This is a genomic window from Caballeronia calidae (genome assembly GCF_900044055.2).
Taxonomy (GTDB): domain Bacteria; phylum Pseudomonadota; class Gammaproteobacteria; order Burkholderiales; family Burkholderiaceae; genus Caballeronia; species Caballeronia calidae.
On sequence record NZ_FCOX02000015.1, the window covers coordinates 94,744 to 119,155 of the forward strand.

Sequence of the window (24,412 nt, forward strand, 5' to 3'; positions counted from 1 at the left end):
CGTGCACTCGCACGATTATCAAAGGGGGCCAGTATTGCGGAAATCGAATTGGCATCACGATCAATGGTGGACAGGACAATCTTATCGCAAAGGCGACGTGCAACGATAACCACGAAGCGGGAGTTATGATCGACGGAATTGTCTCGCGAACTGGCGATGGCGGTCGGTGCAATTCGCTAAGATCAATCACGTGTAATGGAAACGGAACGCACCATGACGGATATGGCGGGCTCTATCTCGGAAATGGAGCCTCGTCGAACGTAATCGTAGACCTTCGAGCGGAAGAAAACATCGGTTCTGGCTGCCGAATGAGTGGTGGTGACGGATTTGCGAACCGAAGTAACGTGTTCGCTCGGCTTAGCTTGGGAAAGAATCGCAACGGGGGCTTCGTAGCCTCGTCCTCACCGGAAACGGTCATCTTGGACTCGGAAGCGAGTTCTAACGAGGGGCCCGGCATACACTTTTTCAGAAGCGATCGCTCTCGGCTGTCAGGTCGTTCGATTGCAAATAGCGCCGATGGCCTACTCATTCAATCTGCGGACGTCGATGTGACGAGTTTTGAAGCGGAAGATAACGGGGGATTCGGTATAAGAATAGCTGACGGCGGCAGCAAATCGCCTGGCGCTTCCGTGAAGAGATATGTGAGTAGGAGCAACAGACGAGGAAGTCAGAGTTGGACCGACTGATGTTTTTACGAGCGGGTCAGTCGACGATGATCTGCTGAAAAAGGGAACGAAAAAAATAATAATTGGCTACTTTGGATATAGACAGAATGAATACGTGTGAAATGACGCTGGGGCGCGGCGTAAGGCAGTGTGCATCATCGATCGCGGTAATTCCGGCGCGTGGCGGCTCGAAGGGGGTTCCTCGTAAGAATCTTAGGCCGCTCTTCGGAATGCCGTTGATTTACTACGCTATTCGGGCATGTATTGATTCGGAAGCGTTCGAAGAAGTGGTCGTAACCACTGACGACGAAGAGATTGGCTTGATCGCTGAACGATTCGGCGCGCGGGTTATCATGCGCCCCCATGGGCTTGGGCAGGATTCTGTAACGTTGGATCCCGTCATTGAGCATGCTGTGGACGTTGTCGAACGGATGCTGGAAAAGCGATTCGACATCGTTATGACCGTACAGCCCACCTCGCCGTTGGTCAATTCCGACGATATTAGGAACTCGCTCAGCAAATTTGACGCGTCGGGCGACGTAGATAGCGTGCTTTCGGTGGTCGATGATCGACATCTGTGCTGGACGCGTGACGCCGGGTTCGCTATTCCAAAATATCAACGACGAGTCAATCGTCAGCAGTTACCTGAAAGCTACAAGGAGACCGGGGCTGTCATCGCCTGCAGACGTAACGTACTGAAGTCTGGAAGCCGGATCGGAAAGCGTGTCGAACTTGCGGTACTGCCGCCGGAGCGCAGCATTGATATCGACTCGGATCTTGATTTCTTTATTTGCGAAGCCATTCTCGCGCGCAAAACGGTGGTCTTTCCAATAGTCGGACGCAAAGAACTCGGGCTTGGTCATGCCTATCGTGCAGTTATGATCGCCAGCGAGTTCGTCGGCCATGAAATAGTATTTGTCTGCGAAAATCGAGATGAGTTGGCCGCAGAGGTCATAAGAGAGCGCAACTACAGAGTCGTCGTTGCGGCTGATGGCGGTCTGCAAAGAGCCGTTCTTGACCTGAGCCCGGATTTGGTCGTGAACGACATTCTGAATACTTCAGCCGCGTACATAAAGGCGCTGAAGGAGGCGGGGGCGGCGGTTGTCAATTTCGAAGACTTGGGTGAAGGGGCTTTGCACGCGGATGTCGTTGTTAATGCGTTGTATCCCCATCAGGATGCTTCGCCAAAACACCTTATTGGTGAGCAATATTTCTGCCTTCGCGATGAGTTCATCCACCTTCCGTCGAAAAAAATATCCGATGAAGTGAGAAGGATCCTCATAACATTTGGGGGCGTTGACGAAAATGACCTGACCTCGCGGCTCCTGACTCTTTGCGCTCCGTTTGTTAGAGAGAGAGATATCCAGGTTGACATTGTCGCTGGGCCCGGTTACTGCCATGGAGAAGCCCTTTCCGGCTTGATTGAACGTGAGTCGCTTCATAAGCACGTGAGATGGCTCACCAGTACTCGCAAGATTTCCGAGTTTATGTTAGCAGCGGACTTGGCTCTTACATCCGGTGGTCGCACCGTCCTCGAGTTGTCGGCGGTGGGCGTGCCGACAATGGTGATTTGTCAGAATGAACGCGAGACGACGCACACGTTCGCTTCGGACGCCAATGGCGTGGTCAATCTCGGCCTCCACTCGGAGGTTACGGACGACGTGATCACTGCGGCGATCGAATCCTTGATTGGCTCGGCCGACATCCGCCGCGTAATGGTCGACAAGATGACGACGGTCGACCTGACGAAAGGTAAGCACCGGGTAGTCTCAAGAATTTTTGCTTTGCTAAAAACTTTGGAGAAGCAGCATGCAAATCGATAACTTCAAGATTGGCCAATATCTCGATCCGTACATCATCGCTGAGATCGGTGTGAACCATGCCAACTCGATGGCTTTGGCGGAGCGAATGATCGACGAAGCCGCGGAGGCTGGTGCGCACGCCGCCAAATTTCAGACCTACAAGGCGGAACGACTTGCGTCGCGTTATAGCCCGGCATATTGGGACACGAGCAAGGAGCCTACGTCGAGCCAATTCGCGCTCTTTAAAAAATTCGACTCCTTTGGACCGCAGCAGTACAAGCAACTTGCAGATTATTGTGAACGGCGGGGAATTCACTTCCTGTCAACACCGTTTCACGACGAAGCCGTCGACGAATTGTGCCCCCTTGTCCCGGCATTTAAGATCGCTTCAGCGGATATCACCAACGTACCACTGCTTCGTAAAGTTGCCGAGACCGGAAAGCCGATCATTATGTCCACAGGAGCGTCCACAATTGCAGAAGTTGAGTTTGCTGTGACGACCCTGCGTCAGGCCGGTGCGGTTGACATTGCTCTGCTGCACTGTGTCTTGAATTACCCAACACCGCCGAATGACGCGCAGCTTTGGAACATCGCCGCATTGAAGAGAGCATTCCCGGACACGGAGGTGGGATATTCTGACCATGTGCCTCCATTGACAAGCATGCCGGCATTGGAGCTTGCGGCGCTGCAAGGGGCGGTGATCCTTGAAAAGCACTTCACGTACGATAAGTCGCTGGAAGGCAACGACCACTATCATGCAATGGACAAATCGGATCTTGCCAGTTTCACGGATCGGCTGTCGCTATTCAGAACACTCCAGGGCACCGTCGGAGCGGGGCTAGATAGTCAGCGAGCGGCCCGGCAACATGCCCGACGGAGCATCGTGGCGGATAAGGACCTCAAGGCGGGCCATGTCATTCGCGCGACTGACATAACGGTAAAGCGGCCCGCCCATGGCATCAGTCCGATATTCTGGGACGACGTGATCGGTGCGAAACTGAACCAGGACGTTTCCGAAGATCGGCCCTTGGCGTGGAGGAATCTGGAACGTTCGGCGGGGTGACAGTCTCCGAAGCGCAACGCCTGAAGGAACTGGCGCAGGAGAACAACAAGCTCAAGCGCCTGTTGTGGCCGAATCGATGCTCGACAACGCTGCGCTGAAGGACCTGCTGGCTCGAAAGTAGCAAACCCGCAGGCCAAGCGCGAAGCGGTCGAAATATTGATGACCGAACGCGCCATGGGTGTTATCCGGGCCTGCGGGCTGGTAGGGATTTCGCGCTCGCTGTTCCACGACGAATCACGCCGCCGAGTTGACGACGAAGCACTGACTGGCCGCATGATGGTCACCGCTGCTCAGAAGCACCGCTATGGCTATCGCCGGATTCACGTACTGTTTCAGCGGGATGGTTGCTTCTCCAACCACAAGCGCATCTGGCGCCTGTACAGCAAGGCAGGACTGAGCGTGCGCAAGCGGCGACGCAAGCGTATTGCGGCTGTCGAGCGTACGCCGCTGCCGTTACCAACAGGCACAAATCAGAGTTGGTACCCGTCGGCAACGCGCCATATTGCTGACACGCACGCGGGCCTCGTCGAACATCGGCAATGGCCGAAGTGCCAGCGCCCATCATCAGTAGATGAAGAGCGTCGTCGGATTCGCACCGGTTCGCATGAGGAGGAACAGAAAGACAGCCGCGCCGATCACCGAGAAGATCATGACCGGCTTTCTGCCAAGTCGGTCGGATAGAGCGGGCATCACGAGTGTGCCGATTGTGCCGCCGAAGCCGATCGCAGAAAGCACGTAGCCCATCTGCTGCATGCTCAGGTGCAGATAATCGATCAGGTAACTCGGGAACAGTGCGCTCAGCACGACGAGGCACGTCAGCCAGCACAGCATGCCGACGATATTCAACGGAATGTTGCGGTAGCGAAAGACATCGGTCCACTTGTGGGCGTAAAGATCGTCCGTCGCCGTGTGCAATGCGGCAGCCGTCGGTCGAGTATTACGCAGCACTCTGAACATCAGATAAGCCACCAATAAACCCGGAATCGACACGACCGCGAAAATCCAGTGCCACGGCAACACCTTGAGCAATTGCGTCACGAGAATCGGCGCGATGCCCAAGCCAAAAAGCGGCAGCGCCATCTGCTGAATGCCGATGTTGCGCCCGTGACGCGTCGGCCTGGATGCGTCCAGGGTCGCGATGATGCTCGCAGGCGTGTACGCACCTTCGGCAAAGCCCATTACCGCGCGGATCAGGATCAGCGAGCCGACGCCGGTAGCAAGACCACTCAATCCCGCTAACAGCGAGAACACGACGATGGCTGGAATGATCACCTTGCGGTGACCGATGCGGTCGGAGAGGTTGCCCATGAATATCGCGGAGATTCCCCATGCGACGGCGAGCGCCCCGGTAATGTGCCCGAGGTCCTGATAGTCGAGGTGCAGCTCCGCCATCATGACGGGAAAGAGCGGCATGATCATGAACCGATCGATGCCTACCAGTCCAAAGCCGAGGGACAGCAAGGCCACGGCTTTCCACTCATAAGCCGTATCCCATCTGAATCCGTTGTTGTGTTCCATGTTTGCCATCTCCAATCGATAAGCGGCGTCTTTTAAACGCGACGATCCAATGTGCGCGAGGGATTCGCGCACGCTTCGAGAAGGGAATACGTGTCAGAAAGAGGTCTGCAGGCCGAGGCGGCCGATGACCTGATGCGTCGTGCTCGATTGAGCCGTACCGTTGATCCAGGCGTTGTGTCCGCCTTCGACATCGCCACCGGTCCACTGGCAGACCGCTTCGGCGTAGAGCGTCGTGCGTTTGGAGAGAAGATACTGCGCTGCGCCCGTGACCTGCTGCGCCCTGTTATGACTGAGCTGCGCGTTGCCCTTCATGTACTGATAGTTCGCGCCGAACCTGATGTCCGGCATGAACGTGTACAGCGCTCCGACCTGAACCGCCTGCACGACGCCGCCCGTCAGCGTATTGCGCGTGTTCGTGTATAGCGCGTTGAGAAACACGCCGCCGATGGTCTGACTGACTCCGCCTCCGAAATTGCGGATTCCGTCGTGACCGTCGTTCAGCGCCGCGTACTTCGTTTCGTTGTAAGCGGCCGCGATACCGAAACCGCCGATCGCATAGTTCATGCCGAAACCGATCGTGTTGTTCGCGGAAAACGAGCCTGGCGTATTGCCGAAGCCGTACATCGCGCCGAGTCTCAAACCTGCGAGGGTGGCCGACACGATCTTGACCGAATTCGACACCCGCGACGTACCGCCGGTCTGATCGAAGTCGAACGAGCCGGTCGGATTCTGCGGAATGCCGAGCGCGGCGAACGGCCCCTGTCGCATGTTGTAAAGGCCGCCATAGGTGAAGGCGCCATCCAGTTTCGCGGGCGGGAAGAAGAGGAAGTCGGCCATCAGGTTGTATTGCTGGCCGAACGTAATGCGCCCGACATCGTCCTTCGACAAGCCGACGAAAGCCTGCCGGTTGAAGTCGGCGTTGGGTCCCGGGATTCCGGCGCCGCTGTTCACCGAGAACTGCGACGCAAGCTCGAACAAGGTCCTGTAGCCTCCGCCCAGATCTTCGACGCCACGAATGCCCCAGATGCTTGGCGTCCAGATCGAGTCGTCGGCTTTGAAGTTGTGACTGCCGTTTTCGTTGCTCACATAGCTCACGCCGACGTCGAGAATGCCGAACAGCGTCACGCTGCTTTGCGCTCGAGCGTGCGTGGCGAGTGCGCATGCCGCGACCAGCGCCAAAAGTGTCTTCCTCATGTTTCCCTCCAGCGATTTTTATTGTTCGAGTTCAGGAAACGGCCGCATCGATGGATTCGGCAAGCGCAAGCCGCGATACGAGATCGCTCAGCAACGACGGCAGATCCTGAAGCGTCGTCACTCCGCCGAAGATGTAGAAGTCGGGCCGCACGACGATGGCTTTGACGTCGTGCTCATCGAAGAACTGCTGATACTTGCCGCTGACGTCGAGCAGCACGCGATCCTTGACGGCTTTGCCCGCGTCGGTCGTGATGCCGATCGAATGCCCGCCGATGGCAGCGAGAGCCGCCTTGTCCCGCTCGTCGAGATACTGGTTCGGATGCGCATCGAGTGCGATCACGTGAAAGCCGTTGGGCATCGCCTCGTCGTAGCGGGATGCTTCGCCGAGGTTCCTGACCTGGCCGTGTACGCTCAGCAGTCCGGCGACGCCCTCGCAGGCGAACGCGGGGTCATTGCAGATCATGCCTTCGGTCAGGCCGGGGAACGGCGCAAGCGCAGGCACTTCGCCGGCGAGATACGCTTCGTCGCGTCGAGCCGCCTCTTCCTTATCGGAGATGCAAACGACCTGTCCCATCGCGATGGATGCGTCGATCACCGCACGCACTTGCGGGCGACGCTCGGGCGTATAGCTTTCGAGCAGACGGTCCGATGAAATGCCCTTGAGGATCAGATCGAAACGCCAGGCGAGATTCCATGCGTCCCGGATGCCGGAGCACATGCCCTGGCCCATGAACGGCGGCATCTGATGGGCCGCGTCGCCCGCGAGCACCACGCGCCCGCTATGCCAGTTTCTCGCGATCAGCGAACGAAACTTGTAGACGGCATGGCGCACGAGCGTCGCGTTCTCCGGCGTGACCCACGGCGACAGCAGCTCCCACACTTTCTCCGGCTTTTGCAGGTCTTCGATCGACTCGTGCGGCAGGCGCATGAACTCCCAGCGACGCAGGCCCGGGCCGCCCGGCACCATCGTCGTCGGGCGGGCAGGGTTGCACCACTGCCCGATGTCGGGCACGTCGAGCTTCACGCCGTCGTTGGGCTTCAGATCGATGACGAGCCAGTCTTCCTGGAAACCGAGATCGTCGAACTCGATGTGCTGCGACTTGCGCACGAAGCTGTTCGCGCCGTCGGCCCCGACGACGTAGCGGGCGCGCACGGTCTGGGTCTCGCCGGTCGGCTCCCAGTTCGCGCCGTTCATGACGCCGCGACGCAGGGTCAGTTCGCAGCAGTCGGACAACTGTCGCAGTGCGGTGGCTTCCCAGCCTTGTTGTACCGAGACATTCGCCAGCGACTTCGCCTTGTTGTCGAGCAGCGCTTCGAGCGACGGCTGATTGAAGAGGTAGCCCACCGGGCCATCGCTGATCGATTCCGCCGACCAGTCGATCTCGACGAGCGTCTTCCAGTCCGCGTTGAACCACTGATATTTCGCCGACGGCTGCGAGATGCGCTCGACGTCCTCTCCGATATCCATCGCATGAAAGATGCGGCGGATCTCGTGGTCGTGAAAAACGGCGCGCGGAAGCGGATACAGCGAAGGCCAGCGATCGAAGACCGCAACGTCATAGCCGCGTTCTCCGAGCAATATCGAAAGAGATTGCCCGACCGGTCCGTATCCGACAATCGCGACGTCGAGAATGTTTTGATCTGTCATTTCAGTTCACCTGCTTAAAAAAGAGCGAGTTGTGCCCTGACGCCGGATGAACCGGCAGTCATCGAATCGATGCAAAGGGTATGAAGCGGTCAGTCTTTGAAAGCGACGCCGGCTTCGGTGTTATGGATGAAGTCGTCGGGGACCGACGGGCCCCACAGATAGAGCGAGTCTTCCGGCGCGAAGTCGCCGGCGGGCCACGTCTTGCCTGCGGACACGAAATCGATGTCGGCGGAGTACTCGCAGAACGAACCCCACGGGTCTTGCACGTAGTGGAAGTAGTTCGAGCCCAGCACGTGCCTGCCTGTGCCCCAGCCCTTAGTGAAACCGGCGGCGGCCATCTGCGACGCCCCCTGGCCCACGAGATTCACGTTATCGACGTCCCACGCCGCGTGATGCCAGCCGCGCGCGCTGCTCTTGGCGAACGCGACCAAATGATGGTCGCTGCCGTGCGGCGCATGCGTGAACGCGATGATGTCGAGCGACTTGTCCGACAAACGCAGGCCGAGCGCCTTGCCGTAAAAGTCGAGCGCACCGAGGACGTCGGGCGAGAACAGCAACACGTGAGAAAGACGTCGCGGACGCACGGTCTTCGCTTCCGAGCGCATGTGCGCGCCGCGCTCATCCGCGTTGCTCGATTCAACGACGCACGGCGTCTTGTCGAATGGCGTCGTCTTCGGGCCGATCTTGACCTGGATCAGATTGCCGTCAGGATCGCGGAACCAGAAGCCTCGATCGGGTGAGGCAACCAGGTCCGCACCTGCCGCCACCACCTGATTGCGGATCGCCGCGAAGTCCTCTTCGAAGCAGTTGAAACTGAGATATGCGAGTGACTTTCCCGATGCGGGAAGGATGCGCGCCCAGCGATGGCCATCGGCTGCGCGCAATTCGAGTTCGGCTGTGTTCGCCGCCACATCGAGACCGAACGCGCTGAAGAAGCGCTCGGCGTCGGCGAGCGAGGGAACGTTGAGCGCGAAGTGATCGATCGAGTGAACACTCGCGCATGCGGATGCTACGGCAGGGTCGCTCATGACCGTGTCTCCATGTTCGATGAACGCCGGCTCTGCGACCGGCTCCGCGGATAAGGAATCAGTGCGCTGCTTCGTCGGCGATGACATTGCGCAGGGTGCCGATCTTCTCGACCGACACTTCGCACACGTCGCCTGCTTTCATCAGAAGCCGCGGCGTGCGGGCCCAGCCGATGCCCGATGGCGTGCCGGATACGATCACGTCGCCCGGTTCGAGCGTGATGGCCTCGCTGATCACGCTGATGAGCGTCGCGACATCGAAGACCATGTCGCTGGTGCTCGCCGACTGAACCACTTCGCCGTTCACGCGTGTTTCCAGCAGCAGACCTTTCGCGCCCGCGGGCAATTCGTCGGCGGTCACGAGGTCGGGACCGAACGCGCCCGTGCCATCGAAGTTCTTGCCGACGGTCCACTGCGGCGTCTTGAACTGATACTCGCGCACGGAGCCGTCGTTGAAGAGCGCATAGCCTGCGACGTGCGAGAGCGCGTCTTCCGTCGCAATGTGACGGCCGCCCGTGCCCAGCACGACCGCGACCTCGCCTTCGTAGTCGAGCCCTTCGCAATCGGTCACGCCCGGGCGAATCATCGGCTGCTCGTGCGCGACGAGACTGGTGTTGACGCGCAGGAAAAGCGTCGGGTAATCGGGTTGTTCGTACTTGCTTTCCTTCGTGTGATCGGCGTAGTTCAGACCCACGCACACGATCTTCGGCGGCTTTTGCAGCGGCGGAAGAAACTTCAGGCCGGCGGCCGGCACTTTGTCTTCCGTCGCGTGGGTCTTCGCGTACTCATCGAGACGGACGCCGCGAGCGAGAAGCGACTCCAGCGGCTCGTCGCCGATCACGCGCACATGATCTCCATCGCGAACGCCGAGGGTTGCCTTGCCATTCTTTTCGAAACTGATGAACCGCATATTTGTCTCCTGTTCACCCGAGGCAGCCGCCCCGGGGTTGTGTGATTCTCGAATTGACGAATTTGTCATTTTCAATTCTAAGCAAAATGACGATATCGTCAATATGAATCGGCATAGGACAAACCCGCAGGCCGCATGCGCTGCTAAAATCAAGCCAGATCAAAGGGATAGTCAATGGAAGCGACAGATTCGATCGAGAATCATCGAACCCGCGTGGGCGCATTGCGGCGCGAGAAGACACGCATTCGTCTGATCGAAAGCGCGCTGGGCGTTTTTGCGGAGAAGGGTGCGGACGCGCCGACGATCGACGATTTCATCGCTGCGGCGGGCGTCGCGCGCGGGACGTTCTACAACTACTTCCGCACGACGGCGGAATTGCTGTCGGCGGTGGCAGGCGAAAGCAGTGACGAAGTGCTCGCGGTGATCGACCCGCTGGTGCGCGCCATCGACGATCCGGCGCAGCGCGTGGTGGTGGGTTCGCGCCTCTACATGGGCATGGCCGCACGCTATCCGCTGTGGGGCGCGTTCATCACGCGCGTGGGCACGAAACGGGGTTCGCGAGGCCGCTTGCTCGACGAGTACCTCATCCGCGATCTGCAGATGGCTCTGGATGCGGGTCGATTCGACGTCGCGGACGTGGTCGTCGCGCGCGATATTGCGCTTGGCTCGATCATGTACGGCATCGACACGCTGCTATCTGACGACGCGCCTGTCGACTACGCCGAGCAGTCCATGTACGCGCTCATGCGCGCCTTCGGAATCGGAGCGAAGGAAGCGCGAAAATTGGCCTACGCGCCGATCGCTGATCCTCCGGCGCCTCGCGGCGCCATCTTTGAGCGGGTTGATGCATTGGCGGACGGAGGCGGCGATCTTCATCGTGACCCAACGAGTTAGGGCGCACGAAGAGTTCTAAAGCGTGCGTCGCGTCCTTTAAGAGAAAAAGAAGCCCAGTGGGAAGTCGCGGCGCAAGGAACGGCCGCACAGGCCCCTGGAAGGCGGTCGTTCGATTCGATGGCTGCAACGTCCCAATAAGGTCGAGTGCAGAAGTCCGGAGTGAAAAGCCGGAGGGTCGCCGAAAGCTGGCAGCAGCGAGCAGATAAACTTTAAACAACCAAACCTTTATTCGTCGCGGTGTGCATCATTGCGCGGGCGTGCTCGGTGCCGGCTTGCATCCTCAACCGGCGGAATGTATCGCGTCCCAAAGACGTAACATGCAAGCACACTTGCGGCGCCGACGCCTGTGGCGAGGAGCACTCCCTGTGCACCGTAAAGGCGGGCCAGTATAACGTTGCCGGCAATCTTGACGACGAAGCCCAGGACGGAAATGACGGATATCGTCCGGTAACGCCTCTCGCTCGCGAACAACTGGACCAGCACGCACATGCCGAAGTAGAACGGCACCTGCAATAGCCCAAAGCGAAACAGGTTCGTGACGGCGATGGTGTCCTTCGCCGTGAAAGCGCCCTTCTGAAAGAGCAGCTTGATGACGTATGGCGCGAGCGCGTACGCGATGCAGCCGCCGACGACTCCGACCGTCAGCATGACGCCCGACCATTTCAATGCGGTGCTACGCGCGCGGGCGTGGTCTCCTTGAAAAAGGATCTCCGAAAGTATTGGCAGTGTCGCGCGGCCGATAGCGAGCGCGCCCATGCTGAGGAGCAACGAGAGCAAGCGGTTCGCGTAACCGAGCGTGGCGATGGCGCCATCGCCCTGCTGCGCCATGAAGTATTGATCCACCGGGAGCCACAAGCCCGCGGCGACCGAACCGATCATGAGCGTGCCCATCGACCGCACAGTGTTCGGCCATTGATGCGCACGCGTCGAAACGCGCGGAATGGCGGACAATGCATCGGCGCGCCGCGCCAGCACTCTCAGCCACAAACCCTGAATCACGAAGCCGATCGACGTGCCCAGCACGAGCGGCATGATCGACTCATCGTTGCGCGCAGCCAGTACGAAAACCAGCAGGCCAATGGCCGGCACGCATTCGAGCAGGGTATTGATGTGCCGCCCCGAAGCCTGCAACCGTGACGACGAGATGCAGATCGTGAAGGTCAGAACGCCGGCAGGCGCCATCCCGATGATCATCTGCCGGACCGTTTCCCGGGTCGACCCCGCAAGATTCTTCGCGACGAGCTCGGCCATATATGGCCAAAAGAGAAAAAGCAACAGACACGAAGCAAGGCCGACGACGAGCCCCATGCCTTCGAGTTCGCCTAGAAATCCATTCTGCGCCGACTTGTCCTTGCGTAATGCGACGAGCGCGGGAACGAGCAGGACGCTCAACTGGTTCGTGATCATCGTCGGAAGCCATGTGACGAGCGTTAGCGCAAGCTGATAGGCGTCGACGACTCCGCTGATCCCATATCGATAGGCGATCGCCATTTCCTTCGATGCGCCTATGCATTTTCCCATCAGGACGAAGAAAAGGAGGACGACCGCGCTTCGTGCAATCCGTTTGTGGTCCTGATGAATGCCCCGAAAACGCTGTCTTACCGATTCGACCGCTGGGGTCAGCATTATGTGCCTCCGACACTGAAGCTTTTCGTCGAAAAGAATCGACGCCGGTACGTGCGCGTCTAGTTATAGTTGGACGACTCGGAAGCCAGCGGGATGGTCTGCCAGTGCTTCATTTCCCCAAGGCGAGGACAACCGCCGCGTCAATCTTTTTATCACACGCCCGTGCGGCGGGTTGTAACGCATTCTTACGCTCCCTTACATCATTTGATACGACAGGGTCCGTGGCTCGCGCTCGAAACTCGAGATGCTTTCACCTTCGCGTAACTCTGCAGGTCGTTTGCCAGCCCATGGGCATCTGCAGCGGACCGATACGACCGGAACATCGCAGAGCCGAGTCGTCGCGCTTGGCGTATCACGGCAACCACGCGTGGCGAGCTATGAGCCGGGAGAGAGGTCAGTATCGAAGCAGGGTGCGCGCCTGTACCTCGCGAGTGAAGAGCACGGAGAGCGCGATAGCGCGCTCGGTGTTTGTCACAGGATCCGGCTATCGTGCCAACTCATCGTTCCGGTTGCCTTCCGCTGCGCCAAGGCGGCTGCACGTTCAGGAAACCAGTCACTTCCTGAATTGCTGATTCCGCCATGCGCGAGGTGATGTGCCAAATCTCGCCGTGAACCATTGCGTGAAGGTTGACTGTCGGGGATAGCCAAGCAGCATCGCCACGCGCCCGATTGGAAAACGCCGATTGGTCAGGTAGCGAACTGCGAGCTCGCGGCGAACCTCGTCGACCAGATTCGAGAAGTTGGTACCGGCCATTCCGAGTTGGCGTTGCATTGTGCGTACGCTCAGATGAAGGTGGCTTGCAACCTGGTCCACGGCAGCTTGCTCAATGGGCAACAGCAGGTAGATGGTCTTGCGGACATCCAGGACGATCGAATGCGCCTCTGACAAGTTCAGCGGGCTGGCCAGGCTTTCCGCATACCTCACGAGTTCCGGGTCGGCATTCGGATTTGGCCGGTCGAGATCCTCGGCGGCGCACGCAATGCCATTGAAGTCGCTGTCGAACGCCACGGGGCATCCGAAGAAACGCCGGTGATAATTCACGCTGGCCGGCCCGGGATGGGCGAAGTAGACGCCTCGTGGTTGCCAGTGTTCTCCCAGGAGGGCGACACAGGTGCGGGCCAGAACCCCAATGGCAAGTTCCGTAGCCTGACGCGTCGGAATCCCTTGGTCGGCGATGATCTCTTCGCGGATCACGACCGTGCTTGCGCCCGCTTCCACGTAAATGGCCAGCGCTTCGTTGAGCAGGTGGCGATATTGAACCGCCGCCAGCAGTACTTCCCGCAGGGTGCGTTTGTGCGAGAGCATGAGTTCGAGCATGCCGAAATCCAATGGCTGGCGGGTGTCGGCCATCTCCAAACCGAACGTGGGGCACTGCGCATTCGACGCGGCACTTTCCAGCAGCTGGCAAACGGCTGTGATTGGAATGCGATGCTCGAGATTGGGCAGGACAGCGGCATCGAGCCCCACCTGCTTCAGCAGTTCCTGGGGCGCGAGACCGTGTCGCCGGGCCACCTGCAAGTAGCCGTTCAACGCTCTGGCACGGACCATCGGCTCTGCCACTTTGCGATCTCCTCGGCACATCAGCCGTGCACTTTAAAGCACTCGAGCGCGTGGTTGGTATTTTCCCTACTGGCGCCAAAACGAAAATAACTGGCGCCGTAACGAAAAAGTCTATCGCAAGGGCGGCCTACAGTGTAGCCATGCACCCAACGGCAAGCCGACATCGGTGCCCAACACCCAAGGAGCCCATTCCATGCAATTCCTCGACGATTCGCTTCACCCCGCAAACCAGCAGAAGGTTGTCATCACGGTCGCCCCTTACGCCCCGGAGTGGATGCCTGCCGATTTCCCGGAAGACATTGCAGTCACCATGGACGAGCAGATTCAAAAGGCCGTCGACTGCTATGAAGCCGGGGCGAGGGTGCTGCACCTGCACGTGCGCGAACTCGATGGCAAAGGCTCGAAGCGCCTGTCCAAGTTCAACGAATTGATCGCCGGCGTGCGCAAGGCAGTGCCCGACATGATCATCCAGGTCGGCGGCTCGATTTCTTTCGCACCGGAAGACGAAGGCCAGGCCGCGAAGTGGCTGTCCGACGACACCCGCCACATGCTCGCGGAACTGGACCCGAAACCGGACCAGGTGACGATCGCGATCAATACCACGCAGATGAACATCATGGAGTTGATGACGCCGGATGCCGTGGCAGGAACCTCGCTCGCCGAGCCGGCATTGCAGCAAGCCTATCGCGAGATGACTGTTCCGGCAGGCCCGGGTTGGGTTGAAGAGCACTTGCGGCGCCTGCAGGCTGCCGGTATCCAGCCGCACTTCCAGCTCGCGGGCGTTCACTCCTACGACACGATCGAACGCATGATCCGCCGCGGCATCTACAAAGGCCCGGTCAACCTGACCTGGATCGGCATCGCCGGCGGCGCCGACGGCCCCAATCCCTACAATTTCATGTACCTCCTGCAGCGTGCAGCCGACGGCGTCTGCGTCACTTCGGAGTCTCTTCTGCATAACGTGCTGCCGCTTAACATGATGTCGATGGCAATGGGATTCCATCCTCGCGTCGGGACGGAGGACACGCTGACCGATCAGCGCGGCAATCGCATGACGTCCGTGCAGCAAATCAAGCAGTGCGTGCGCGTTGCCCATGAGCTCGGCCGCGACATCGCCACCGGCAAGGAAGCCCGCGAAATCTACCGCATCGGTACCTGGTACGACAGTATCGACGAGACGCTGACCGCGAACGGCATGGCGCCCAACCGCCAGCCAGGCATCCGAGGCGTTCCGCTGCGCGCTGCCTGAGAGAACGATCGCACGTCGAGACTCCAGTGCCCTGGTTGCTTCGCCATCCTTATGAAGTAACGACTTTTCCGGTTTCGTTGTGAGACTGCCAGACAGAAAGAGGTTCTCCATGAAAGAGCCTCGCCTCGGAGACATCAATCATGAACTTACACTCCGCCGCGCCGCGCTCGGACGACCGCGACGGCTATCTTGTCAGTCGGCGTCAGGCCTGGTTCGCCTTCGCGATGACCTTCGCACTTATGTTGTTCGATTACATCGACCGTCAGGTCATCGTGTCCTTGTTTCCGCACCTGAAGGCCGCCTGGGGTCTGTCGGACATGCAGCTTGGCAGCCTTGTGTCGATCATCTCGATCGTCGTGGCGGCTGGCGGCCTTCCTGTCGCGCTGATGGCTGACCGCGTCAGCCGGGTCAAGAGCATCTTTGTGATGGCGACGGTCTGGAGCCTGGCGACGATCTCCTGCATGTTCGCGCGCAACTTCGGACAGCTCTTCGCAGCGCGCGCCATCGTCGGGCTTGGCGAGACCGGCTATGGCTCGGTGGGCGGCGCCCTGATTGCCAGCCTGTTTCCGAAGCGACTGCGTACCACACTGCTTGGCGCCTTTTTTGCGGCGGCCTCGCTCGGTTCCGTGCTTGGCGTAATGCTGGGTGGCGTTGTCGCGGCCCATTGGGGATGGAAGGCGGCATTCGGTGTCGTCGGCGTTCCGGGCCTGCTCCTGGCTTTCCTGTACCTGCTTGTGCCGGACTATAAGACTGTGGAACTCGCCCCGCGCGTTGGCCACGCACGGCACTCCGTGCGGAGCTTTGCGAGGCAAATCGTCTCGACACTGGCCGGTTCGCCCACGGTGTGGTGGACCTGCTTAGGCGCCGCGCTTCAACTCGTCGTCGTGTCGATGATCTGGTCGTGGCTTCCGAGCTATTTCCACCGTTATCACGGCGCTGCCTCGGATCACGCCGGCATGCTGGCCGCGGTGATTGTGCTGTGCGGCGCGGTGGGCTCGGTCATCTGGGGCGTGATAGCGGACCGACTCGCCGTTCGCCGGCCGCGCAACAAACTGGTGATGATGGCCATCCTGTGCACGGCCACGTTGCTGGTCTTCGTGACGGCCTTTGGCTGCACGATGTCCGCGAACCTGCAGTTCCTGCTGATCGCCCTGGGTGGTTTCCTGATGATGTGCACGGTGGCGCCCACCGCCACCGTGGTGCTCAACGTGATTCATCCGGGTGTCCGGTCCACTGGCGCCGCCATTCTGGCGCTGTTCCAGAATCTCTTCGGCTTGGCTGTCGGTCCCTTTGTAGGTGGCCTGCTGTCCGATGCCTTTGGCCTGCAGGTGGCGCTCGCCGTCATGCCCGCTTTCGGTTTGTTCGCTGCCCTGTGTTTCCTGCTGGCCACGCGTACCTACGAATCGGAACTGGCGAAGGTGGAGCATATCCGCCTGGATGTCGCGACCTCATCGACGTCCCCGATGACGGTATCGGCCTGAGCCGCGCAACCATGTTCCTTGACTGTAAAGAAACCCTTATCGGTAGCCAAGCAATGAGCATTTCCATGAGTCCGACCCTGAACGTTGATGCACTGACGCCTGCCTGGTCGCCGTCTGCAGACGTCATCGACCACGCCCGCGTCACGCAATTCATGCGGTGGCTCGAAGCAGAGCGCGGCCTGTCATTCGCAAACTACGACGCCTTGTGGCAGTGGTCCGTCGACGAGATCGACGCCTTCTGGCTGGCGCTGTGGGATTGGGCGGGCATCCCGTCGATCCGGAAGCCAAGCGTCGCACTGGCTGACGCCACCATGCCGGGCGCTGCGTGGTTCCCGGGCGTGCAGATGAATTACGTCGAACAGGTGTTTCGACACGCCGCAGCGGGCCGGCCCGCAATTGTCTACCGCGACGAGGCGGGAGAGGCGGGAGAAATCAGCTGGGCCGAACTGGAACGGCAGGTTGCGGGCCTGGCTTCCTCCTTGCGCGGCATGGGTGTAGTTCGGGGCGACAGGGTTGCCGCGTACCTGTCCAATACCCCGCACGCGATCGTTGCGTTTCTCGCCGTGGCCAGCATCGGTGCCATCTGGTCGGCTTGTGCGCCCGATATGGGGGACTTGGCGGTGCTGGATCGCTTCCGCCAGATCGAGCCCAAGGTCTTGATCGCCGTCGACGGCTATCGGTATGGCGGCAGGGAATTCGATCGTCGACCGGTACTGCGCACGCTGCTTGAGCAGTTGACGAGCGTCGAGCATGTCGTCGTCGTTCCGACGCTGCGTGGCCAGGACGATCACCACGGACTTTCCAACGTGGTGACGTGGGCCGAAGCGATTTCCAAGCACGCGCTGCCGCTTAACGTCGAGCACGTGCCATTCGACCATCCGTTGTGGATTGTCTACTCCTCAGGGACGACCGGCCTGCCGAAGCCCATCGTTCACTCGCAGGGCGGCATCGTGCTCGAGCACGTCAAGCTCACCACGCTCCATCTGGATCTGCATGCCGGCGACCGCTTTTTCTGGCAGGCCAGTACCGGCTGGATCATGTGGAACCTGCAGGTCGGCGGATTGCTCGCAGGCGCGACTGTGTGCCTGTTCGACGGCAATCCGGGCTATCCCGACATGAATGCGCTGTGGCGATTCATCGGTGAGGCGGAGGTGAATGTCTTCGGTGCGGGCGCGGCGTACTTCCAGGCTTGTGAAAAGTCCGCCATCGAGCCGCGCAACGTGGCCAATCTGTCCCAACTGCGCGCCATCGGCTCGACCGGTTCTCCGCTGTCGCCGGAAGGTTACCGGTGGATCCTCGATCGCGTCGGCCCGATCTGGATCAACGCACTCTCCGGCGGCACTGACTTTGCCGGTTGCTTTGTCGCAGGCGTGCCCACGCTGCCCGTCTTCCTTGGCGAAATGCAGTCGCGCTGCCTGGGCGCGCGGGTGGAGGCCTTCGACGACGCAGGCAACGCAGTGGTCGACGAGGTCGGTGAGCTGGTCTGCACGGCACCCATGCCGTCGATGCCGCTTTGTTTCTGGAACGACAAGGGCAACGCACGCTACCGCGACAGCTACTTCGACATGTATCCCGGAGTCTGGCGCCATGGAGACTGGGTCCGCATCACCTCGAGAGGTGGCGCCATCATCTATGGCCGTTCGGACGCCACGATCAATCGCCACGGCATCCGCATGGGGACCAGCGAGTTGTACCGGGCCGTGGAAGAGTTGCCCGAGGTGCTGGACAGCATGGTCGTGGATCTCGAGTACCTCGGCCGAGAGTCTTACATGCCCCTGTTCGTGGTGTTGCGTCCGGGTGCCGAACTGACGCCCGCGCTCACCGGGAGCATTCGCCAGCGTATCAAGGTCGCGCTCTCGGCTCGGCACGTGCCGAACGACGTGTTCCAGGTGTCGGCGATTCCGCGCACCCTGTCCGGCAAGAAGATGGAACTGCCCATCAAGAAGCTGCTGCTCGGGCAGCCGCTGGTGAAAGTGGCCAGTCCGGACACCATGGCGAATCCGGAAAGCCTGGATTGGTTCGCCCAGTTTGCCGCCGATCGCACCGCGATGGCACGGTAATCAATATTTGCGCGCCCGCGACGAGGTGCCGATCCGGCACACAGCTGAGGCGCCCCTACTCAGACGATGAATCAAGGAGACAAATCATGGCAAAAGCTGTTCGTTTTTATGAAACCGGTGGTCCTGAGGTCCTGCGCTATGAGGACGTGACGGTCGGCGAACCCGGACCGGGTCAGATCAAGTTGCGCCAAGAGGCGGTCGGCCTCAACTTTGCGGACATCTACTTTCGCACGGGCCTGTATCCGGCGCCGCTGCCCTCGGGCATCGGGACGGAGGCCGCCGGCGTGGTGGAAGCGGTGGGGCCGGGAGTGACCAATGTGGTGGTCGGCGATCGCGTGACCTATACCGGCGCGGCAAACACGCTCGGCGCGTATTGCTCGGAGCGGCTCATTCCTGCGGCTCCGCTCATCCGGCTGCCCGAGGGCATTGCCTGTGATACGGCCGCAGCCATGACGATGCGCGGCCTCACCTCGGCTTACCTGATGCGCCGCATTTACGCCTTCAAGGAAGGCGACACCATCCTGCTGCACGCGGCGGCCGGCGGTGTGGGGCTGATCGTGTCGCAGTGGGCGAAGCTGCTCGGGCTGACGGTCATCGGCACGGTTTCCAGTGAAGCCAAGGCCGAGGTTGCCCGCGCCCATGGGTGCGACCACATCATCAATTACAGCCATGAGAAGGTCGCCGCGCGGGTGCGTGAGTTGACCGATGGCGTGGGCGTCAACGTCGTGATCGACAGCGTCGGCAAGGACACTTTCGAGGCCTCGCTCGACTCGGTCAAACGCCGGGGCCTGGTCGTCTGCGTCGGCACCGCGTCGGGCCCGATCCCGCCGTTCAATCCGCAGATCCTTGCCTTCAAGGGCTCGCCGTACCTGACCCGTCCGGCGCTGGCTGACTATATCGCCGATCCTGCCGAGAAGGCGGACCTTGCCGGCGAGCTGTTTGGCCACGTGGCATCGGGCCGCATCCGCATCGAGATCAACCAGCGCTACGCCCTGGAGGAGGCCGCGAACGCTCATCGTGATCTGGAGTCGCGCAAGACGACCGGCTCGTCGGTCTTCGTGATCTGAGGAAGAAACGATGCGTATAGAACAACTGACTTACGCCCTTGGCGCCGAACTGACCGGCGTCAAGCTGGCAGACGCCCTTCACGACGAAGGCCTTTTCGCCGAGATCCGCGCGGCGCTGCTGAAGCATCGCGTTCTGTTTCTGCGCGACCAGGAATTCAGCCGCGCAGAGCACGTAGCGTTCGCCCGGCGCTTCGGCGATCTCGAGGGCCATCCGGTAGCAGGAAGCGACCCCGAGCATCCCGGTCTCGTGCGGATCTACCGCACGCCCGAGCAGCCGAATGACCGGTATGAAAACGCCTGGCATTCGGATGCGACCTGGCGCGAGGCGCCGCCGTTCGGCGCAGTACTGCGCTGCGTCGAGTGCCCGCCCGTCGGTGGAGACACCATGTGGGCCAACATGGTGCTGGCCTACGAAAAACTGCCCGAACATGTCAAGGCGGAGATCGCCGAGTTGCGTGCGCGTCACAACATCGAGGCGGTGTTCGGCGCGATCATGCCGATCGACAGGCGGCTGGCACTCAAGGCGCAATACCCGGACGCAGAACACCCGGTCGTTCGCGCGCACCCCGAAACCGGCGAAAAGGTTCTCTACGTCAACGTCTTCACGACCCACTTCACCAACTTCCACACCCCGGCGCGGGTGCGCTACGGCGCCGATGCGAACCCGGGGGCCGCGGACTTGCTGCGCTACCTGATCAGTCAGGCGTCCATTCCGGAATACCAGGTGCGCTGGCGCTGGAAGCCCAACAGCGTCGCAATCTGGGACAACAGCGCGACGCAGCACTACGCCGTCATGGATTATCCGCCCTGCCATCGCAGGATATCGCGGTCATGACGCCCGACGGGTTTATCCAGATCGTCGACCGCATCAAGGATGTGATCAAAACGGGCGGCGAATGGGTGTCATCGATCGAAGTCGAGAGCCTGATCACGGGCGTGGCCGGCGTGCAGGAATGTGCGGTGGTCGGCGTGCGCGACGAAAAGTGGGGAGAACGGCCCATGGCGTTCGTCGTTCGCGATGCGGAAATGGGCGTGTGCGTTGAGGCGATTCGTGAACGGCTGATGCAGCATGTTGATGCCAAGCGGCTCAGCAAATACGCGGTGCCTGATGCGGAGCGCATTGCCTTCGTCGCGGAAATCCCGAAAACCAGCGTGGGCAAGATCAACAAGAAGTTGCTTCGTGAGCGAGGCTTGGCATGACTGATCAAGCTCAGCCAAGCAGCGCGCCGAATCTGGTGCCGGTCGCGTTGGCGACTGAGCTTTCCCCCGGCCAACGCAAGCTTGTCTTCGCCAAGGGCAAGAGCGTCGTTATGTTCAACGTCGCAGGGACGATCCACGCCATTGAGAATTCCTGGCCCAACAACGGCGCATCGCTGGCGAGCGGCTGTATCGACGGAACGGTGTTGCGATGTCCCGCCCATGGGTTGAAGTTTGACCTGGCCGAACCCGACGAAGGGAGGGCGGGCTGTGCCTGCACACGTTTCCCGTGCGCGAGATGGGAGGTATGTGATCTTGCAGACCGAAGCTGGCGACCACTGGCCCATGCCGCGAATGGGCCGGTAATGCGGCAATGTAGCGCCCGCCCGCCGCGGACAACGCCCGGGACAATCGAGGCGGGAAGGCCTGTGGCGGGAACATGACGGAAACGACTCAGTGAACCGCGTGCAATTCTTCCGGCCTGCTAGACTGGAAGTTCCCCTGCAAACCATGGAGGGAGACATGACGACCGTCTACGTCGTGAAGACCGGTGCGCAGTTCCTCTGCACCGCCGAGGACGGTGACATGGGGCTGGCACCTGCGGTCGAAGAAGCCACGTCCTTTCTCTCGTATGAGGAAGCGGAAAAAGCAGCGAGTGAGCACACCGATCCCGGGTACGAAATCGTGGCCGTCGACGTCACCAGAAGCTGATGCGTAGTCGGCTGCCGGGCGCTTGTGCGGGAGGGCTCTTGCAATTGGCCGGCGCCATGCGATCTGGTGCTCCGGTCGGCTGCGTCCGAATCCTCTTGGAAGGACTGCGTCCTGCAGCGAAATTCGCACTTTGCATGCAACGTGCGCGCCTACAGCGCGGGCTCATAGCCGCCGCGAACGTTTGCACCGGTTCAGCAAACCGTCCACAGCATGCGGTACAGAGTATGGCGCTTGAAGACCCGTCACCCCGGCCATCTACCAAGCGCGCCGCCGCCGTCTTCGTGGCGCGATGAATATCGCCGCCGAACTGCCCCACGGCCTCGCGGCCTCGTGCGCAAGGTTCTATTTTGTCTCAGTACGGCCAACTTCGGTCGTTCGATCTTGCGTCCGATAGCGGACGGTCACGCGGCAGATGCACTACTCTTTCAATGAGAGTCGATGCCGGGTTGAAGGCCCATCGCCACCGTAGCCAAAAGAGCGGGCAACATGACCGGTTTTGCAAGGTGGCAGTCGAACCCTGACCGGAGCGATTCGGCACGCTCGGACACTGATACAAGGCCGGTAACCGCCACCAGTAGTGGGGAAGGTGTGGCTTGTAAGCGGCGAATCTCTCTTGCTACCGCACGTCCGTCCATACCGGGCATCTGGATATCGAGGACAACAACGTCAGGCCGCCATGCACTGTACGTCGCGAGTGCTTCCACTCCGTCTCTGGCTGTCCGAGTGTCATACCCGTGCGCGTCTAAAAACAACGCATATGCGTCCAACAAATTCGGGTCGTCGTCCGCGATAAGCACTCGCGATGCGTTCCCGGTAGCCATCGAATTCTCCAAGGGCGATCTTTAATAACAGCAATTACCGGACCCGAAGAAACGCTGCGATTTGTTTGCGTGTCACAATGGATTACGCAGAAATCTACAGCGATAGGTGTTTCCCATTCTCAGAGGCAAATATGAGGCTGGCTGACTTCATCCTGCGTGACATGGAACGGATTCTGGTGCAATGGGAGGCGTTTGCTGCCACGTTGTTGCCTGCCGCCGCAAACATGCGATCACTGGGCTTGCGCGACCATGCGCAGCAGATTCTGGAGGCGGTAGCACAAGACCTGTCTACAATCCAGACCAGGGAAGCCCAGTTCGAGAAATCAGTCGGTCGGGCGCCCAAACTGGCCGGAGCCCCGCAGACCGCGGCACAAACCCACGCGCTTCTGCGCGCGCGGGGCGGGTTTGACATCATCCAACTGGTTGCCGAGTACCGCGCCTTACGCGCCAGCGTACTTCGCTTATGGATGGATGAATGCGAGCCCGACGCCCCCCGTCCGGACGACATCACCCGCTTCAACGAAGCCATCGACCAGGCGATCGCCGAATCAGTTGGCTTTTTCAGTGCCCACGTCGAGCAGGCTCGTAACCTTTTGCTAGGCATGCTGGGGCACGACATGCGCAGTCCGCTCCAGACTATCGTGATGACAGCTTCGTACCTCGCGGCGCTGAACGCCGGCGAGAGAGTATCGGAAGCCGCGTCCCGTTTGATCAAAAGCGGCACCCAAATGCAGGCGCTCCTGGACGATCTCGTTGATTTCAATCGGACCCGGCTAGGCTTGGGTATCAATATCGCGCGGACCGAGGGAGACCTTGCAAAATGGCTTGCCGATGAACTGGACCTCGTGCGCGCAGCGCACCCGGACCACAGAGTCGATCTCAACGTAGCAGGTGACTGCCAAGGCGTCTGGGATGGCCGGCGTATGCAGCAGTTACTCGGTAACCTCGTTCTGAACGCGATCAAATACGGAGCGCCAGACATGCCGGTGCGCGTGACGGTGACCGGCGAGGAAAGCGAAGTCCGTCTGGAGGTGAAAAACAGCGGGCCGGCCATCGAATGCTCAACTCTCGACCGTATCTTTGATCCGCTCCAGCGGGGCTCTGACGATCTGGACAGACACGCCGATAGCAGCCTGGGGCTCGGACTGTATATCGCGAGCGAGATTGCCAGGGCCCACGGGGGCGGCATCGAAGCGCGCTCTGACGAGACAGAGACGGTGTTCGTCGTGCATCTGCCCCGTCATCAGCAATGTTCATGAAACAGACCCACAGATCGGCCGTCCGCTGGCCTTGTAGGCGTCGTTCGCCAGCATGGGGAAATCGCCGTTGATACTACGCGGCAAAGGTTTGAGAGGTCATCCTTTTCGCTTGCCTTTCGGACAAGGAATCGCTCGTCTGGCGAGGTTCACGGAGGTCCGCTCTTAACCCGGGCCTATGACTGCTTGGGGTCGTTTTCACCAACCGTTCAACGTAGGTGGCGCCTGTTCGATGAACACGCGGGATGACGGCGTGGCCCGGGCTCCGCTTGGGTTGTCGCGGCAGCGAATTGCTTTTTCACGCTGTGCGCCGAATCATGAGACGTCGGCGCGATCAGCCACGCGAGGTGGACGTTTATCTGCCGATGTGGGCAACTAATCGTCAGCGCCGCACACCTCATGAGCAAACTTCGCCATCGATGAGCCGCAGGCGCAGAACGAAGAGACTGGCCAACGACGAGTCGGTCGTATATCGGCCGCGGACAGTTTCCGATCCACGAGCGCCACATGTCCCCCGACATTGGCGAACGCGCGGGCGATGCCGGCACCAATGCCACTTCCTGCACCCGTGACCACGCAGACCTTTCCGGCCAGATTCAGCGAGTAGGGGCTAGACGCCGCAGCGCGATTTCAAGTTCCTGTCTCAAGTCGTTGTACTTCCTTA

At 60.3% G+C, this 24,412-nt stretch carries 20 protein-coding genes and 3 pseudogenes; 14 read left to right on the forward strand and 9 right to left on the reverse strand.

Going from position 1 to position 24,412, the window contains the following annotated elements:
* The first annotated feature begins 308 nt into the window (after positions 1-308).
* The 4 genes and pseudogenes from AWB78_RS49710 to AWB78_RS49715 all read left to right on the forward strand — a co-directional run.
* Positions 309-686, forward strand: coding sequence for a right-handed parallel beta-helix repeat-containing protein (locus AWB78_RS49710; RefSeq protein WP_374729473.1), 378 nt, complete (start codon positions 309-311; stop codon positions 684-686).
* Positions 687-772: 86 nt separating this feature from the next.
* Positions 773-2,488: a cytidylyltransferase domain-containing protein gene (locus AWB78_RS16055; RefSeq protein ID WP_082883321.1), complete on the forward strand. Its 1,716-nt coding sequence runs from the start codon at positions 773-775 to the stop codon at positions 2,486-2,488.
* The gene (locus AWB78_RS16060; protein WP_062605886.1) at positions 2,475-3,530 is read left to right on the forward strand and encodes an N-acetylneuraminate synthase family protein; all 1,056 of its coding nucleotides are present in this window, start codon (positions 2,475-2,477) and stop codon (positions 3,528-3,530) included. Before AWB78_RS16055 ends, AWB78_RS16060 begins: the two co-directional genes overlap by 14 nt.
* A 174-nt stretch (positions 3,531-3,704) precedes the next feature.
* A pseudogene (locus tag AWB78_RS49715) lies at positions 3,705-3,938 on the forward strand (IS3 family transposase); the annotation flags it as partial.
* Between the two features lie 237 nt (positions 3,939-4,175).
* Here the strand turns inward: AWB78_RS49715 and AWB78_RS16065 are convergent.
* The 5 genes and pseudogenes from AWB78_RS16065 to AWB78_RS16085 form a co-directional block, all read right to left on the reverse strand.
* Positions 4,176-5,057 (reverse strand): annotated as a pseudogene (locus tag AWB78_RS16065) (MFS transporter); the annotation flags it as partial.
* Between the two features lie 84 nt (positions 5,058-5,141).
* Entirely contained in the window at positions 5,142-6,242 is a 1,101-nt protein-coding gene (locus tag AWB78_RS16070) for a porin (protein ID WP_062605888.1), read from the reverse strand.
* Between the two features lie 31 nt (positions 6,243-6,273).
* Positions 6,274-7,890 carry a bifunctional 3-(3-hydroxy-phenyl)propionate/3-hydroxycinnamic acid hydroxylase MhpA gene (mhpA, locus tag AWB78_RS16075; protein WP_062605890.1) on the reverse strand — a complete coding sequence of 539 codons (1,617 nt, stop codon included), beginning with the start codon at positions 7,888-7,890 and terminating at the stop codon, positions 6,274-6,276.
* 89 nt (positions 7,891-7,979) lie between these two features.
* Positions 7,980-8,918: a VOC family protein gene (locus AWB78_RS16080; protein ID WP_062605987.1), complete on the reverse strand. Its 939-nt coding sequence runs from the start codon at positions 8,916-8,918 to the stop codon at positions 7,980-7,982.
* Between the two features lie 58 nt (positions 8,919-8,976).
* Entirely contained in the window at positions 8,977-9,825 is an 849-nt protein-coding gene (locus tag AWB78_RS16085) for a fumarylacetoacetate hydrolase family protein (RefSeq protein WP_062605892.1), read from the reverse strand.
* A gap of 213 nt (positions 9,826-10,038) precedes the next feature.
* Between AWB78_RS16085 and AWB78_RS16090 the strand changes: the two genes are divergently transcribed.
* Positions 10,039-10,719 carry a TetR/AcrR family transcriptional regulator gene (locus tag AWB78_RS16090; protein WP_232477721.1) on the forward strand — a complete coding sequence of 227 codons (681 nt, stop codon included), beginning with the start codon at positions 10,039-10,041 and terminating at the stop codon, positions 10,717-10,719.
* A 225-nt stretch (positions 10,720-10,944) separates the two neighbouring features.
* On the opposite strand, the gene murJ is transcribed toward AWB78_RS16090, so the two are convergent.
* On the reverse strand, positions 10,945-12,345 hold the full coding sequence (gene murJ, locus AWB78_RS16095; protein WP_062605895.1) for a murein biosynthesis integral membrane protein MurJ: 1,401 nt from the start codon (positions 12,343-12,345) through the stop codon (positions 10,945-10,947).
* Between the two features lie 553 nt (positions 12,346-12,898).
* Positions 12,899-13,927 carry an AraC family transcriptional regulator gene (locus tag AWB78_RS16100; protein ID WP_062605897.1) on the reverse strand — a complete coding sequence of 343 codons (1,029 nt, stop codon included), beginning with the start codon at positions 13,925-13,927 and terminating at the stop codon, positions 12,899-12,901.
* Positions 13,928-14,099: 172 nt separating this feature from the next.
* Here AWB78_RS16100 and AWB78_RS16105 point away from each other — a divergent pair, with 172 nt between their 5' ends.
* The 8 genes and pseudogenes from AWB78_RS16105 to AWB78_RS16135 all read left to right on the forward strand — a co-directional run bounded on the left by AWB78_RS16105 (position 14,100) and on the right by AWB78_RS16135 (position 21,671).
* A complete protein-coding gene (locus AWB78_RS16105; protein WP_062605898.1) occupies positions 14,100-15,155 on the forward strand; it encodes a beta-keto acid cleavage family enzyme in 1,056 nt (351 codons plus the stop codon).
* A 140-nt stretch (positions 15,156-15,295) separates the two neighbouring features.
* Positions 15,296-16,636, forward strand: a complete 1,341-nt coding sequence (locus AWB78_RS16110) for a spinster family MFS transporter (RefSeq protein ID WP_062605901.1) — start codon at positions 15,296-15,298, stop codon at positions 16,634-16,636.
* 65 nt (positions 16,637-16,701) lie between these two features.
* Positions 16,702-18,696 (forward strand): acetoacetate--CoA ligase, encoded by a 1,995-nt coding sequence (locus AWB78_RS16115; RefSeq protein WP_062605903.1) that lies wholly within the window; start codon positions 16,702-16,704, stop codon positions 18,694-18,696.
* Between the two features lie 86 nt (positions 18,697-18,782).
* Positions 18,783-19,763 (forward strand): quinone oxidoreductase family protein, encoded by a 981-nt coding sequence (locus AWB78_RS16120; protein WP_062605905.1) that lies wholly within the window; start codon positions 18,783-18,785, stop codon positions 19,761-19,763.
* A gap of 10 nt (positions 19,764-19,773) precedes the next feature.
* Positions 19,774-20,598: a TauD/TfdA dioxygenase family protein gene (locus AWB78_RS16125; RefSeq protein ID WP_062605906.1), complete on the forward strand. Its 825-nt coding sequence runs from the start codon at positions 19,774-19,776 to the stop codon at positions 20,596-20,598.
* Positions 20,571-20,963: pseudogene (locus tag AWB78_RS16130) on the forward strand (AMP-binding enzyme); the annotation flags it as partial. The gene AWB78_RS16125 and the pseudogene AWB78_RS16130, both read left to right, overlap by 28 nt.
* The gene (locus AWB78_RS43505; RefSeq protein ID WP_074173456.1) at positions 20,960-21,403 is read left to right on the forward strand and encodes a Rieske (2Fe-2S) protein; all 444 of its coding nucleotides are present in this window, start codon (positions 20,960-20,962) and stop codon (positions 21,401-21,403) included. The pseudogene AWB78_RS16130 and the gene AWB78_RS43505, both read left to right, overlap by 4 nt.
* 79 nt (positions 21,404-21,482) lie before the next feature.
* Positions 21,483-21,671: a hypothetical protein gene (locus AWB78_RS16135; RefSeq protein ID WP_062605989.1), complete on the forward strand. Its 189-nt coding sequence runs from the start codon at positions 21,483-21,485 to the stop codon at positions 21,669-21,671.
* Between the two features lie 425 nt (positions 21,672-22,096).
* On the opposite strand, the gene AWB78_RS16140 is transcribed toward AWB78_RS16135, so the two are convergent.
* Complete coding sequence (locus AWB78_RS16140; protein WP_062605911.1) at positions 22,097-22,492, reverse strand: response regulator; 396 nt, start codon at positions 22,490-22,492, stop codon at positions 22,097-22,099.
* Between the two features lie 131 nt (positions 22,493-22,623).
* On the opposite strand from AWB78_RS16140, the gene AWB78_RS16145 reads away from it, so the two are divergent.
* Positions 22,624-23,751: a sensor histidine kinase gene (locus AWB78_RS16145; protein WP_062605991.1), complete on the forward strand. Its 1,128-nt coding sequence runs from the start codon at positions 22,624-22,626 to the stop codon at positions 23,749-23,751.
* Positions 23,752-24,123: 372 nt separating this feature from the next.
* Here the strand turns inward: AWB78_RS16145 and AWB78_RS49720 are convergent, their stop codons facing one another.
* Positions 24,124-24,324 carry a hypothetical protein gene (locus AWB78_RS49720; protein ID WP_082883323.1) on the reverse strand — a complete coding sequence of 67 codons (201 nt, stop codon included), beginning with the start codon at positions 24,322-24,324 and terminating at the stop codon, positions 24,124-24,126.
* Between the last annotated feature and the right edge of the window lie 88 nt (positions 24,325-24,412).

Bases quoted from the DNA above. Each gene is read 5' to 3' on its own strand.
- AWB78_RS16100 (WP_062605897.1), bottom strand. From the start codon at position 13,927: ATGTGCCGAGGAGATCGCAAAGTGGCAGAGCCGATGGTCCGTGCCAGA.
- AWB78_RS16110 (WP_062605901.1), top strand. From the start codon at position 15,296: ATGAACTTACACTCCGCCGCGCCGCGCTCGGACGACCGCGACGGCTAT.
- AWB78_RS16145 (WP_062605991.1), top strand. From the start codon at position 22,624: ATGAGGCTGGCTGACTTCATCCTGCGTGACATGGAACGGATTCTGGTG.
- AWB78_RS16085 (WP_062605892.1), bottom strand. From the start codon at position 9,825: ATGCGGTTCATCAGTTTCGAAAAGAATGGCAAGGCAACCCTCGGCGTT.
- AWB78_RS49710 (WP_374729473.1), top strand. From the start codon at position 309: ATGAGTGGTGGTGACGGATTTGCGAACCGAAGTAACGTGTTCGCTCGG.
- mhpA (WP_062605890.1), bottom strand. From the start codon at position 7,890: ATGACAGATCAAAACATTCTCGACGTCGCGATTGTCGGATACGGACCG.
- AWB78_RS16120 (WP_062605905.1), top strand. From the start codon at position 18,783: ATGGCAAAAGCTGTTCGTTTTTATGAAACCGGTGGTCCTGAGGTCCTG.
- AWB78_RS16080 (WP_062605987.1), bottom strand. From the start codon at position 8,918: ATGAGCGACCCTGCCGTAGCATCCGCATGCGCGAGTGTTCACTCGATC.
- AWB78_RS16070 (WP_062605888.1), bottom strand. From the start codon at position 6,242: ATGAGGAAGACACTTTTGGCGCTGGTCGCGGCATGCGCACTCGCCACG.
- AWB78_RS16115 (WP_062605903.1), top strand. From the start codon at position 16,702: ATGAGTCCGACCCTGAACGTTGATGCACTGACGCCTGCCTGGTCGCCG.
- AWB78_RS16055 (WP_082883321.1), top strand. From the start codon at position 773: ATGAATACGTGTGAAATGACGCTGGGGCGCGGCGTAAGGCAGTGTGCA.
- AWB78_RS16105 (WP_062605898.1), top strand. From the start codon at position 14,100: ATGCAATTCCTCGACGATTCGCTTCACCCCGCAAACCAGCAGAAGGTT.
- AWB78_RS43505 (WP_074173456.1), top strand. From the start codon at position 20,960: ATGACTGATCAAGCTCAGCCAAGCAGCGCGCCGAATCTGGTGCCGGTC.
- AWB78_RS16140 (WP_062605911.1), bottom strand. From the start codon at position 22,492: ATGGCTACCGGGAACGCATCGCGAGTGCTTATCGCGGACGACGACCCG.
- AWB78_RS16125 (WP_062605906.1), top strand. From the start codon at position 19,774: ATGCGTATAGAACAACTGACTTACGCCCTTGGCGCCGAACTGACCGGC.
- AWB78_RS16135 (WP_062605989.1), top strand. From the start codon at position 21,483: ATGACGACCGTCTACGTCGTGAAGACCGGTGCGCAGTTCCTCTGCACC.
- AWB78_RS16060 (WP_062605886.1), top strand. From the start codon at position 2,475: ATGCAAATCGATAACTTCAAGATTGGCCAATATCTCGATCCGTACATC.
- murJ (WP_062605895.1), bottom strand. From the start codon at position 12,345: ATGCTGACCCCAGCGGTCGAATCGGTAAGACAGCGTTTTCGGGGCATT.